Raw genomic sequence first — 12,795 nt, forward strand, 5'->3', positions numbered from 1 at the left:
GCGGCAGTGGTCCGTAACCGCCTCAAACGCATGCAGTATCGACCCGACCTGCTCGACGGGTTCATCGCACAAACCGGACTGATCACGACACCACCGTGACGTCACCCCGAACCGAAAAGGTCAGTAAGCGCGCTCATACCGATGAGCGAGTACCTGCGAGGATCCACGTTGTGGAGGCGGAGATCGTTTCGCGTGCGATGGCCGCGGCAACAGCACTGGCCGGAGAGCTGCATCTGCGGGTCGATGACGCAGTCGTGATTCACAATTCGAACAAGCTCGCCCTCCATCTGCTGCCGTGTGGCGTCTTCGCCCGAGTAGCACTGGTGGGGCAGGAGGTAGCCGCGCTCGAGGTCGAACTCGCTCTGCGACTCACTGCGACCTCGAGCCCCGTCGCAGCGCTGGAGCCTCGGGGTGAGCCGCGGGTCTACGAACGCGACGGCTTCGCCGTGACGTTGTGGACTTACTACGACGTTGTGACTCCTGATCTGGACTTCCCTGGCGCATATGCGGACGCTCGCCAACGCCTGCACACCGGTATGCGAAGCGTCGAGATCTCAACCCCGCACTTCCTGGACCGAGCCGCAGAGGCTGAACGGCTGGTTGAGGATGTCAGCCTGTTCTGGCCCCACCGTGACGGTCTGATCTGGCTCCACCGGGGTTAGCTCGCCGGGAGGTTGTGACGGTTCGAGTTGGCCCCACCTGCCGACACGCCGGGTGTTGTGACGGCTTGAAGTGGCCCCACCTGGCGAAGATCGCTGGGCATGACACGGGTCGGGTTGGAGTCATCGAGGGTGGAACTGTTCGAGGCGATCCGGCGCGACGCCCGGCGCGAGGACGCTGGGGTGCGCGAGCTCGCCCGCCGCTATGGGGTGCACCGGCGCACGGTTCGCCAGGCGCTGGCCTCGGCGGTCCCACCGCCGCGCAAGACGCCGGTGCGTGCTGCGCCGCGGCTGGATCCGGTGAAGCCGTTGATCGACGCCATGCTGCGCGAGGACCTGAGCGCGCCGCGCAAGCAGCGCCACACCGCCCGCCGGGTGCTGGCGCGGCTGGTCGACGAGCACGGCCACGCCGACATGAAGTACCCGACCGTGCGTGACTACGTCGCCCGGCGTCGCGCCGAGATCGCCCTCGAGGCCGGTGCCCCGCTGGTTGAGGCGATGGTGCCGCAGTCCCACGAGCCCGGAGCGGAGGCGGAGGTCGACTTCGCCGAGCTCTACGTCGATCTCGGGCCGGACGCGGTCCGCACGAAGGTCTTCCTGTTCACGCTGCGGTTGTCCTACTCCGGGCGGGCGGTGCACCGGGTGTTCGCCACCCAGGCTCAGGAAGCGTTCCTTGAGGGCCATGTCCACGCTTTCGCGCGGCTCGGTGGGGTGCCGTGGGACCGCATCCGCTACGACAATCTCAAGGCCGCGGTCTCCCGAGTCCTATTCGGCCGCGACCGTGAGGAATCGACCCGGTGGGTGGCGTTCCGCTCCCATTACGGTTCGACGCCTTCTACTGCCGTCCCGGCATCGAAGGCGCCCACGAGAAAGGCGGGGTCGAGGGCGAGGGCGGCCGGTTCCGCCGCACCCACCTCGTCCCCGTCCCACGCGTCGCGTCGCTCGCGGAGCTCAACGAGCACCTCGCCGCGTTCGACGACGCCGACGACGCCCGTCGGATCGCCAACCGCGCCCGAACCGTGGGCGACGACTTCGCCACCGACGCCACCATGCTGCGCCCCCTACCGAACGAGGCGTTCGAGCCCGGCCTGATGCTGAACCCGCGGGTCGACCAGCACGCCCGGGTCACCATCCGCCAGTGCCGCTACTCGGTCCCGGCGCAACTGATCGGGCGACGGGTGCGGGTCCTCCTGCGCGCGGCCGAGGTGATCGTGCTCGACGGCCGCCGTGAGGTCGCCCGCCACCCACGCGCGGTCACCAAGGGCGCGGTCGTCCTCGAACTCGACCACTACCTCGAGGTCCTGGCCCGCAAGCCCGGAGCCCTGCCGGGAGCGACCGCGCTCAAGCAGGCCAGGGCGTCGGGCGCGTTCGCGGTCGAACACGAGGCGTTCTGGGCCGCGGCCCGCGCCGCGCACGGTGACGCCGGTGGCACCCGCGCCCTGGTCGAGGTCCTGTTGCTGCACCGCCACCTCCAGCGCTCACATGTGCTCGCCGCGCTGCGCGCCGCCGCCAGCGTCGGGGCGACCCACCCCGACGTCGTCGCGGTCGAAGCCCGCCGCATTGCCGAGCACCACGGCGACGACAGCGAGACCACCCACGACGGCGCCACTCCCACCGCACCGGCCGGGCGGGTGGTGAGCCTGACCGAGCGCCGGCTGGCCGATCCGACCGCCACCATCGCTGCGCTGCCTGCCGACACCCGGCCGCTTCCGAGTGTCGAGGCCTATGACGAACTGCTCGCGCGCCGCCGCGACCCACACCCGCCGAACGTCCCGGACGATCCGGCAACTACCAAGAACGAGGTGTCATGACCAGCCCGACCCGCCCACCGGCCCGACCACGCCGGCGCCGCCAGGGATTGTCCGACCAGGCCGCCGCGACCGCGATCGACCAGGCATGCCGAGCGCTGCGGCTGCCGACGGTCCGGACCTCGGTCGAGGACATGGTCACCGCGGCTGAGCACGAGCAGATGTCCTACCGCGGCTTCCTCGCCGAGATCCTGCTCGGCGAGTGCGACGACCGCGACCGTCGCCGCTCCGCCCGCCGGGTCAAGGCCGCCGGGTTCCCACGCGAGAAGTGGCTCGAGGACTTCGACTTCGGCGCGAATCCGAACATCAACCCGGCCACGATCAACACCCTCGCCACCGGCGCCTGGATCACCGCGGGTGAGCCGCTCTGCCTGATCGGCGACTCCGGGACCGGCAAGTCGCACCTGCTCATCGGCCTGGGCACCGCCGCCGCCCAGCAAGGGTTCCGGGTCCGCTACGCGCTGGCCACGAAGCTGGTCAACGAACTCGTCGAGGCCGCCGACGAACGCCAACTCGCCAAGACCATCGCCCGCTACGGCCGGGTTGACCTGCTCTGCATCGACGAGCTCGGCTGTGCGCCACGAGGCGCTGAGAACCTTGCGGAAGGAGGAGTCCGCCGCCGGTCATCGCAGTGACCGGTTGAAGCTGGAGGCAGGCCGAGCCCCGGGTCGGGGGCAAGGCCGGGAGCAGCCTCGACAACGTAGGGATGGGCCGACACCACCAGACGGTCCATGCCCGCAAGCGAAGACGGAATGGGTGTAAGGAAACTGAACCAGTGGTTGACGCCCCGTGAGTCATCAGCAGCCTGCCGAACCTGGTGGATGGGCTGCTTCGCGGTGCTGGAGAGCGCCCTAGCCAATGGACTCTCCTCTCGCATCGCCTGCTGTGGATGGGCGATGCGGGGTCCGGGCCAAGACTGCGATGTGCGGCCCGTGACGATGCCGCCGGGGTATAGCTGGGCACCGAAGTCGTCACAAAGGTTCTCAGTGAACGTGGGAAGCGATCTGGCATCGCCCTTCCCGTCCGGCAGCCGGCCGGGCGGCGGGCAGGTGCGACGCCGGCCGATGGTGCCAGGTCGTGGCGGAGTCGCCGTAGTACTCGGAGGGCGGGAAAGCCGTCCACATGGGGAAGGGCGACAGCGTGAGAGCAGCAGCGCTGCGATCGGGAAGGGACGTTGTTGAACAACGACGCGCCGCAGGCGTGGCCGGGGAGTTTCGCGGCCGGGCAGCGGGTACTTGAGCACCAGCGCAAGCTGCACCGATGGGCAAGGACCGAACCGGGTCGCCGGTTCGGCGACGTGTTCAACTTGATCTGCGACCGGGCCACCTTGCTGGTGGCCTGGGAGCGGGTGTCAGGCAACCGGGGCGCCAGGACAGCAGGCGTGGACGCGGTCACCCGCTACCACGTCGAGACACGCCAGGGAGTGATCCCGTTCCTGGAGGAGCTCCGCTCCTCGCTCAAGGACGGGACGTTCACCGCGCTGCCGGTCAAGCAGGCGGTCATCCCGAAGAAGAACGGAAAGGTCCGTTACCTCGGGATTCCCACACTGCGTGACCGGGTCGCGCAGATGGCACTCAAGCTGGTCCTGGAACCGATTTTCGAGGTCGACTTTTACCCGTCCAGTTACGGGTATCGGCCCGGGCGTCGGGCTCAGGACGCCATCGCCGAGATCCACCACTTCACCTGCAAGCCGTCGACCTACGAGTGGGTCATCGAGGGCGACATCAAGGCTTGCTTCGACAACGTCGACCACCACGTCCTGATGGAACTGGTGGCCGAACGGATCAAGGACCGCAAGGTCCTGAAGCTGGTCAGCGCGTTCCTGCGCGCTGGAGTTGTCGAGCTGCACGGTGGGTTCGCGGAGACCCTGACGGGCACTCCGCAAGGAGGCGTCGCATCACCGCTACTGGCCAACATCTATCTGTCCGTGCTGGACCGGCACTTCGCACGGATCTGGGACGAGCAGATGAACCCGGCGTGGCGTCGGCGATACCGACGTCGCATGGGACGGCCGAACTTCCGGCTCGTGCGTTACGCCGATGACTTCGTCGTGCTCGTGCACGGCACCAAGTCCGAGGCCGAAGCGCTGAAGATGGAGATCGGCCAGGTGCTGGCCAGCAAGCTGAAGATGACCCTCTCGGTCGAGAAGACCCACATCAACGACGGTTTCGTCTTCCTCGGCTTCCACATCCAGGCGAAGACCCGAGGCGACGGACGCCGCGTCGTGCTCACCATCCCCGCCAAGCAAGCCTTGGCGTCGGTGATGCACAAGATCAAGAAGTTGACGGCACGAGGCACCACCTCCCTGTCGTTGGCAGAGATCCTGCGGACGGTCAACCCGGTCCTTCGCGGCTGGGCGGCCTACTTCCGCTACGGCGCGTCGAAGAGGACCTTCTCCTACGTGGGTTGGTACGCGTGGTGGAGGGTTCTCCTCTGGATTCGCCGGAAACGGCCTCACCTGACTTGGAAGCAGTTGCGGCGGCTCTACTACGGGGCCGACCGCATCGGCGCAGAGGGTTTGGTCCTCTACAACCCGGCGAAGATGCGGGTCGAGCGCTACCGCTTCCGCGGAGCGCAGATCAGCACGCCCTACAACGTCGACGAGGTCAACCCGGACGGAGCGCGTTTCCGCCGGACCAACCACGACGACATGGGCTTCGTCGGCCAGGTCAGCGAATACCTCGCCTAACCCATCGCCTCACGTGGAGAGCCGGATGCTCGGCCAACGGGCACGTCCGGTTCGGCGGGCGGGGGCGGGGAAACCGACGCTGGAAACAGCGCACGGCGTCCCGTCCCCGACCCAACACATGGAACTTGACCGCCGCGGCGCCGAACTCCTCTTCCAGGTGCTGACCGAGCGCGAGGAGACCAACTCCATCGCCATCGCCTCCAACCAGCCCTTCTCTGGCTGGACCCGCACCTTCACCGACCCGCGGCTCTGCGCCGCGATCATCGACCGACTCACCTTCGCCGGGAACATCCTCGAGACCGGCACCACCTCCTACCGCCTCGCTCACGCCCGGTCGGCGACTGCGCACTGAGCCGACACTGTCGGTGGGAGCTGATTGACTAGCCGAATGTTCGAAACTCCCGACGAGCTCCACAGCCTCCAAGTCCTGCTCGACACGTCTTGGGCTGGCTCCAGCAGCCATCTCAAGTCGATCATCCGGCCAGGTGAAAGCACCTTGGACGCCGAGCAGGTCGTCCGAGTCTGCCAAGGCATGTGCACCCTGGCTATTGCCACGGTCACCCGGCGCGGTGAGCCACGCATCAGCGGCGCCGACGGGCACCTCCTGCACGGCCGTTGGATCGTCGGCACCCACCGTCAGGCCGCTAAAGCCCGTCATCTCGCGGCGCGGCCCGGCATCAGCGCGACCTTCATGCGCGGCGAGCAGCTCGGCATTTTCACGCATGGACACGCCGTTCCGCTGAACCCCGAGGAGACGAGCAGCGACCCGACGTGGCCGACAATCCGCGACTACCTCGTCAACCACTACGACGGCGACGGCGACGATCCGTTCTGGGACGAGAACGTCTGGTATCGCATCGACCCCAGCTGGATGGTCGCCTACAGCGCCGACCCCGTCGGGCTCCTCGACCAACAACCGCCAGCCTGAAAGACCTCGAGCGGGTCCACCTCAGGCCGTCACTCCGGGGCCAGTCGAGGTTGACATCTTCAGCTGGTCACGCACCGAGACGAAACCCCCCACGCTCACTGAGGCCGACCGGCATCTCCTCCTCAGCACGCTGCAGAGCGCTCGTGAACGGATCCGCAGCCGCGGTGCCGCCGAGCAGCTGCTGCACGGCGAACCGCATCCCGGCAACCTCCTCAGTACCCGTGACGGCCTGCTGTTCATCGACTTCGAGACGTGCTGCCGCGGCCCCATCGAGTTTGACGTGGCCCATGTGCCAGAGGAGGTCAGCGCGCGTTGTCCGGACATCGATCAAGTTCTGCTCGCGGAGTGCCGGCGGCTCGTGCTCGCGATGGTCGCCGCCTGGCGTTGGGACCTCCGCGATGAATTCCCGGATGGGCATCAGCACGGCCGAAACATCCTTTCCTTGCTCCGCCAGGGTCCCCCGTGGCCCGCACTCGGCGCTCTCGTCGCCGAGTAGCGGAACGCACTCACATGCCGCGATGCGGGTGCTTGCGGGCGACCGCCGCTGCAGGGCTGTCAGCAGCCCTGGTGTCTGGGCCGCCGACGCCGTGACCGCACGGTGGTCGACGGGCCGGCGAGACGAACAACCGGCCGACGGTCGGCGATCACTTGCCGCTGCCTCCGCATGCGACGAGGGCCCGTCGGAGTGGGACACCGGCTGGTAGGACGGAACCGCGAACAGCCGAAACGACTGGTACTCACACCGGGTAGGTGCCTTCGAGTACCAGCCGCTCGGCTGTCGATGTTGCCCATGTTTTAGGTGCCCCCGGTAAGGCACGAACCTGCGTCGTTCAGCCAGGCGTGCGACGCCAGCGGCCGTGACCAGATAGGGCTTGACCTGCTTGAACAGCTTGGCCGCTCTGTGGGAGGTCCGGTAGGGCTGGACGTAGTCGACCGTCTGGCGAGTGAACTCGGAGAAGAGCGGCGTTCTCGCGACGCTGTTGTTGATCTCGCCGCGTTGGGCGTGACACGCCTGGCGTGGCGGGACGGCCTGGTGGAGGAATGGCATCAGCAAGGTCAGTTCAGGCCGAGCGATCTGATGAGAGCGAACGCGGCCACGAGCCGCTTGGTACGCGAGTCACTTGTCGAACACCTCCCAGAACACTGGTGGCGCTGGACAAAACGTCCTCATCCAGGAGAGAACGCAAGCCGGTGGTTGTCGGCCGTTGTAGGGGAGGTCAGTGCGTGGCAACGGCGCCTTCCTGACGGCAGAACGGTCGCCGACGTTGCCGAGGATCGTGGGCGTCTACTCGTGTACCAGCGCCATGTGGACGGATGTCGTGATCGGTGGCGGTGGCTGACGGTTCGGTGTGGCGTACGGGCGACGCTGGTGATGCTGGCCTGCGCGGGGGCGTGGTTGTGCCCGCGGTGGTGGCTGCACCCGGCGTGGTCGTTGTTGGTTGCCGAGTTCGCCATCCGTGCATCCGAGCCAATGGATTACCGGAGTCGATCAGATCTGCGTCGTCAATTGCTTCTCGGTCCGGATCGGCTGGATTCTGCGATTGCTGTCGCGTGTTGGCCTGGTTTGGCCGACATCGCGCTGGCCGAGGTTGGGTTCAGGCACCTCGGCACTCGGCCGCACTTCCTTGCGATGCTCGATCATCGCGCACCGCTGCCCGGTGCTCTGCTGGGTGGTCCGCGATGACCGGCGCGAACCGTCCACGTGGGAGGGCCGATGCGTCAGGGCCGGCGCGCAGCCGCGACGGCAGTGCTGTGTCGTCGCGTCGTGCGCATGGCCGCGACGATCGGGGCAATGGAGAGCGCTGGCAGTTCAGTACCCAGGTCCGCGAGATCGATGGTCCTGAGGGCGAGTGGCTACGCGGTGAACTGGCCGCTGTCGTCCGGGACCTCTTGGTGTGGGCACGTGAGGACAGGTCTGTTGGAAGTTCTCCCGAGCGAGAAGAAGGGGAGCAGGCCGCATAAGTGTTGACGAGTCGAATCCACCTCGGCCGGCTGTGGAGTCTCGTGTTGGTCGCGGTGGGTTGAGCGATCTGGCGCGTTCGCCGTTCGGGTTGCCGTTGGCGTTGCACGCCAAAGAGGTCCGTGCCGCGTGGGTCGGCAGGACCTCGACGGAGGAGCATCAGGATCCTCGGCAGTCGTTGCTGCGGCAGTTGGAGCGCTGCAAGGTCGTGCTGCCCGAGTCGTGGGTGATCGTGTGTCACTTCTACGACGTGGAGTCCGGTCGGATGGAGTTGGAGCGGCGTGGCCGGGGCACCGACTACGAGCGGTTCGACATCCCGATCGCCCGGGACGGCGGTATAGCCGACCTCCTGGTGGAGGCGGCGCGGCCGGCTCGGCGGTTCGACGTGGTGATCTGCGAGTCGATGTCGCGGATCGCGCGGAAGATGTTCGAGACGTTGTCGGTGGAGCGGGAGTTGGAGCGGGCCGAGGTGCCGGTGTTCGCCTCGAACGAACCGATCCTGCTCACCGGCGGGCGTGCGCAGCAGATCCTGCAACGGCGGATCAACCAGTCGGTGGCCGAGTACGAAGTGCTGAACATGCTGGAGCTGTCGTGGGGTGGGACCTGCACCCATATCCGGGAGGGCTACAACATCGGCAAGCCGCCCTACGGGTACCGGGCGAAGACGATGCGGCACCCAAACGCGGCCAAGGCGGAGAAGGGGGTCACGAAGACCCGACTGGAGCCGGACGGGGCACACGCGGAGACGGTGACGCTGATCGCGAAGTGGCGCTACCACGAGCAGCTCGGGTTCGACACCATCGCCGAACGACTCAACCAGGACCTCGACCGGTACCCGCCACCGATGCCACCCGGTGGGACTCGGGCGCGCGGGGCATGGTCGAAGTCGAGCGTGGCGGAGGTGTTGAAGAACCCGAAGTACACCGGTTACCAGGTCTACAACCGGCGTGCCCGTCGCAGCCGCGGAGCCCGCAACCGGCACAACCCGCCCGAGCTGTGGGTGTGGTCGACCGAACCCGCCCACGAGCCGCTGATTCCGAAGTGGATGTTCGACGAGCTGATCGCCACCCGCACCCAACGCCAGGGATCGCGGGACGGGACCGGCCTGAAGAAGGACCCGCGCGTGCGCCGCACCTACCTGCTGCGCCGCCGGGTGCTGTGCGACTGCGGACGCAGCATGATCGGCATGGTCCGCTCGGCCGGGATCATTTACTACCGCTGCCATCCAGCGGGCAACAACCGCGGGCGCCCCGACAAGCACGAGGGACACCCGCCCACGGTCTACGTACGCGAGGACCTCATCCTCGACCGACTCGACGCCTTCTTCACCGAACGGGTTTTCGGCCCCCGACGACGCGAACTGCTACTCGCCGACATCAACAACGGCGACGACACCCGGAGCCAGGAACTGGCCACCCAGCGGCAACGCCTGCAACGCAAGATCGCCGATGCCACCCGCAAGCAGGACAACCTCCTGCACCAGGCCGAAGACGCCGACCCGCGTGACCCGTTCGCCCAAGGGCTCCGACAGCGTTACAACGACCTGGAAAACGAACGCCAAGCCCTGCTCGCGACGCTCCACGAACTCGACAACAGCCAGCCGGAGACCATCCATCCCACGACCGGCCAGGCCGACCTGCTGGACGCCCTGCCCCACCTGGTAACCAACCTGCGTCGTGCGCCCACCGATCTACTCAACCGGCTGTTCGACCTGACCAAGCTGACGATCCAGATCCACTACGGAACCGATCAGGCCACCATCACCGCCAGCCTGCCCGCCGACAACGGCTCGATCGCCGCTATAGGGGAAGCCGTCGCCGAGAAGCCGGAACCACATGCCCCGGAATGCAACGAACCAGCAGGTCAGGAACTGTGTGCATCCTGTGAGTGCCCCCGGAGGGGCACGAACCGACAGTCGGGTTGTTGTTCCGACGGTTTCCGTAGCAACTCGACTATCACATCGGACCTGATCGAAGCGGACTCTGCTCGCGAGCGGAGAAGCCTCGACGACGGCCTGCTCGACCGCCTGCTGGATCGGACCATCCATGCACTCGCGGGGAAGACGTGGACGCCTCGAACACCTTCGCGGCGTCCACGGGACCATCCCCGCACGGGCGGGGAAGACTAGAAGGTGGTGGGCTTGTTCTCGAAGGTCATGGGCGGAGAAGACAGCCTATCGAGACCCCACCCAAGCTCGGATAGCGGCGACGATCGTGTCAACATCCCGGACCGACATCCTGGGCTTACCGCCGACCCGCTGCCGCGGAGGACTTGGCGCAGGAATGTTGAGCTTCCACAACGCCTGCCCCAGCCGCTTGGGATCCCAGCCGATGCGGCCGGCGAGGTCGGCGGTGGCCACGATGCCGGTCTCGTCCTGGCCGATGACCTCGGCCAGCAGCACCAGCACCTCGGGCAGGTACGCAACGGTGTCGACGTCGACGGGCTCGAAGTCGGCGGTGGCGGTGGCGGCGACCGGTGCGGTGAGCCGGTCCGTGTCTACGGGCACGGCCAGGGCGGTAACGGCATCACCGGTGGGCGGGCCGAGGGTGAGACGGTGTTCCGCATCGGCGTCGGCAGCAGTCCTGGCGGACGTGAGGTCCACCAGGGCGGTGCGGACGATCGCGTCCTCGGCCGGTAGGGCCACCAACTCCTCCGATACGGCCAGCGGATGCCGCTCGCCGGTCAACGCCTGCACCGCCGTGGCGATCTCGGTGAGACTGGCCTTGACGTAGGTGGAGGTCACCCCGTACCTGTTCGACGTGGGCTCGGCGTGTCCGGCGAAGGCCCGCGCGACCGCATACCCGAAGTTGCGCTCCACCCAGGTCAATGTGGTGTGCCGCAACCAGTGGGTGCTGATCATCTGGGTATGCACGCTGTCCACGTGTTTGCCCAGCCGGCTCCAGAGCATCGTGTAGCGCCGCCGGCCCATCGGCATGCCATTGTGGTAGCGCAACACCTGGCTGTCCGGATCACAGGCGCCCCGCGCACGGGCGTGGTGTCGCAGGTGCGCCATCAGCGTCGGCGACACCGGCTGCCACCGCGAAGCGCCCCCTTTCTCCCGCAGCAGGATCAAACACTGCTTCGTGTCCAGGTCCCGCACCCGCAACGCCAGCGCACCACCACGCCGGCACGCGGTCTCGATGTGCAACCGCAACAGCAGCGCGTCCAACGCGGGATCGTTGCCCGTCGACGAGGCCACCTCGACGATCCGCGCGACCAGCGCGGCGTCCAGGCCGTGACGGCGCGAGTGCGGCCGTGGGGGCTTGGCCACCCGCGACATCACGTTCTGCCGACCGGTGATCACTTCCTCGTCCACCGCATACCGGTAGACGCACAACAACGCGTTGTAGGTGTGCTGCACCGCACTCCGACCGCCGTTGGCGGAACGGCGGACCACGACATCGGCCTTAACGTACTCGAACAACGACTGGACGTCGGGCACCGTGATCTCGTCCAACCGGCGTTCACCCCAGACCGCGACGATCTTCTTCCAATAGGCGCGGTACGACTCCCTCGACGGCGCCGGAACGGCCTTGGTCACCACCGGCACGATCTCGGCGAAGGTCGGCACGTGCCGCCCCGTCGACACCGAATCGTCGTCCGGGACGACCTGGCCGGCCGCCGACGCCTCCACGTCGATGAGGTCCTGCGGCCGCAGTTTCATGTGCTTCAGTAGTTGGATCGCCATCGCGACATCGGAGGAACGGGGACCACCGTCAACCACGGCCGCCTTCCCCCAGCGCGAAGTCCGCCACCGATTCCCCGACCACCGCCGCGTCGGACCCGACACCGGCCCCACCGGACGGCACCGAACCGATTCCGGTCACCAGCCCGTCGGGATCCGGCAGCACCTGATCCAGCCACTCCTGGCCGAAGATCAGCAAAGTCGCGGACTCCGGCACCGCCCGCACCAGCACCGACTCCCGCTCACCAAACGAACACCACCGCCGGAATCGGGCCGGAATGTGCAAAAACCGCCGACCGTTCAATGCGAACACACCGCTATCGGCGTGACGCACGACGATCACTCCGCCGCGTACGGCGATGTCCACCGGCGTTCCCGCTTCCCAGTCGAGAACGTCGAACAACATGCCGCACGTCAACCGACCCCGGTGGTCGAACACCGCCGTCGCGTAGCGACGCGGGTGCGGTGAGCGCATCGGCGGGAGTTCGACCGGCTCGGGCGCCGGAGTACGCCGCAGATCCAATTGCCGGGGTTTGAGCGGTCGCCCGTCCGGTGCGTCCACGCCGCCGGCCGAGAGGGGCCGGCCCGGCGGAACCGGGAGATCTCCGGACCCGGAATGGGTCGCGAAACCGGGGACGACGGCGGGGACAACCTGGTTACGCACGGTCACCTCCACCGTCGGGGGTTGACCGTGCCCGAATCCGGGCACGGCAGTTGATCCGGTGGTTGGCTGTGGTCATGCTGGAGTCCGTGGAGGACGTTCGCCGGTCTGATGAACGGTGGGAAGAACCCCACATTGGAGTGTCGGAGGAACTGCTCCGGCACGTGGTCAGGACTACCGGCCTGCCTCCCGCGCTCGCGCGGCGGGTGGTGTCCGACGTCATGGGCTACTTCGTCGAGACGGCGGAGGAGTACGTGCTGCGCCGGCACGCGGAGCTGCGGCGGGACGGGTTGGCCAACGCGAAGATCTGGAGCTTGCTGCGGGCGGAACTGGACGTGCGGCCGGTCGCCGCGCCGCCCCTGTCCGAACGCCAGCTGCGCCGGATCGTCTACGGCTAGAGGAGAC

The 12,795-nt window shown here is 67.5% G+C and carries 10 protein-coding genes and 2 pseudogenes; 9 read left to right on the forward strand and 3 right to left on the reverse strand.

Translation table 11 applies throughout. The annotated features are described in order from the left end of the window. Window positions 1–170: 170 nt before the first annotated feature. The 7 genes and pseudogenes from FM051_RS14640 (at window position 171) to FM051_RS14670 (ending at window position 6,580) form a co-directional block, all read left to right on the forward strand. Window positions 171–662 (forward strand): hypothetical protein, encoded by a 492-nt coding sequence (locus FM051_RS14640; RefSeq protein WP_202918839.1) that lies wholly within the window; start codon window positions 171–173, stop codon window positions 660–662. A gap of 99 nt (window positions 663–761) precedes the next feature. Then, a pseudogene (gene istA, locus FM051_RS14645) lies at window positions 762–2,470 on the forward strand (IS21 family transposase). Then, window positions 2,467–3,102 carry an ATP-binding protein gene (locus FM051_RS14650; protein WP_158843517.1) on the forward strand — a complete coding sequence of 212 codons (636 nt, stop codon included), beginning with the start codon at window positions 2,467–2,469 and terminating at the stop codon, window positions 3,100–3,102. Before istA ends, FM051_RS14650 begins: the two are co-directional and overlap by 4 nt. Window positions 3,103–3,641: 539 nt before the next feature. Further along, the gene (gene ltrA, locus FM051_RS14655; RefSeq protein ID WP_158843518.1) at window positions 3,642–5,156 is read left to right on the forward strand and encodes a group II intron reverse transcriptase/maturase; all 1,515 of its coding nucleotides are present in this window, start codon (window positions 3,642–3,644) and stop codon (window positions 5,154–5,156) included. A 115-nt stretch (window positions 5,157–5,271) separates the two neighbouring features. Then, window positions 5,272–5,508 (forward strand): annotated as a pseudogene (locus FM051_RS14660) (ATP-binding protein); the annotation flags it as partial. A gap of 36 nt (window positions 5,509–5,544) precedes the next feature. After that, entirely contained in the window at window positions 5,545–6,084 is a 540-nt protein-coding gene (locus FM051_RS14665; RefSeq protein ID WP_158843520.1) for a pyridoxamine 5'-phosphate oxidase family protein, read from the forward strand. A 151-nt stretch (window positions 6,085–6,235) separates the two neighbouring features. Further along, window positions 6,236–6,580, forward strand: coding sequence for a phosphotransferase family protein (locus FM051_RS14670; RefSeq protein ID WP_338019478.1), 345 nt, complete (start codon window positions 6,236–6,238; stop codon window positions 6,578–6,580). Between the two features lie 993 nt (window positions 6,581–7,573). Here FM051_RS14670 and FM051_RS14675 read toward each other — a convergent pair. Further along, window positions 7,574–7,726, reverse strand: coding sequence for a hypothetical protein (locus FM051_RS14675; RefSeq protein ID WP_158843521.1), 153 nt, complete (start codon window positions 7,724–7,726; stop codon window positions 7,574–7,576). Window positions 7,727–8,105: 379 nt separating this feature from the next. On the opposite strand from FM051_RS14675, the gene FM051_RS14680 reads away from it, so the two are divergent. Next, window positions 8,106–10,172, forward strand: coding sequence for a recombinase family protein (locus FM051_RS14680; protein ID WP_238412395.1), 2,067 nt, complete (start codon window positions 8,106–8,108; stop codon window positions 10,170–10,172). Between the two features lie 45 nt (window positions 10,173–10,217). Here FM051_RS14680 and FM051_RS14685 read toward each other — a convergent pair whose 3' ends face one another. Further along, entirely contained in the window at window positions 10,218–11,732 is a 1,515-nt protein-coding gene (locus FM051_RS14685) for a tyrosine-type recombinase/integrase (RefSeq protein WP_202918840.1), read from the reverse strand. 28 nt (window positions 11,733–11,760) lie between these two features. Next, window positions 11,761–12,135 (reverse strand): hypothetical protein, encoded by a 375-nt coding sequence (locus FM051_RS14690; protein WP_158843522.1) that lies wholly within the window; start codon window positions 12,133–12,135, stop codon window positions 11,761–11,763. Between the two features lie 419 nt (window positions 12,136–12,554). Between FM051_RS14690 and FM051_RS14695 the strand changes: the two genes are divergently transcribed. After that, a complete protein-coding gene (locus FM051_RS14695; protein WP_274383587.1) occupies window positions 12,555–12,788 on the forward strand; it encodes a hypothetical protein in 234 nt (77 codons plus the stop codon). The last annotated feature ends 7 nt before the right edge of the window (window positions 12,789–12,795 follow it).

Origin of the sequence: Saccharothrix deserti, assembly GCF_009769385.1 — a bacterium.
Taxonomy (GTDB): domain Bacteria; phylum Actinomycetota; class Actinomycetes; order Mycobacteriales; family Pseudonocardiaceae; genus Actinosynnema; species Actinosynnema deserti.

Excerpts from the sequence above, each read along its gene's own strand:
- FM051_RS14675 (WP_158843521.1), bottom strand. The coding sequence starts at position 7,726 with ATGATCGAGCATCGCAAGGAAGTGCGGCCGAGTGCCGAGGTGCCTGAA.
- FM051_RS14690 (WP_158843522.1), bottom strand. The coding sequence starts at position 12,135 with ATGTTGTTCGACGTTCTCGACTGGGAAGCGGGAACGCCGGTGGACATC.
- FM051_RS14685 (WP_202918840.1), bottom strand. The coding sequence starts at position 11,732 with ATGGCGATCCAACTACTGAAGCACATGAAACTGCGGCCGCAGGACCTC.
- FM051_RS14665 (WP_158843520.1), top strand. The coding sequence starts at position 5,545 with ATGTTCGAAACTCCCGACGAGCTCCACAGCCTCCAAGTCCTGCTCGAC.
- FM051_RS14650 (WP_158843517.1), top strand. The coding sequence starts at position 2,467 with ATGACCAGCCCGACCCGCCCACCGGCCCGACCACGCCGGCGCCGCCAG.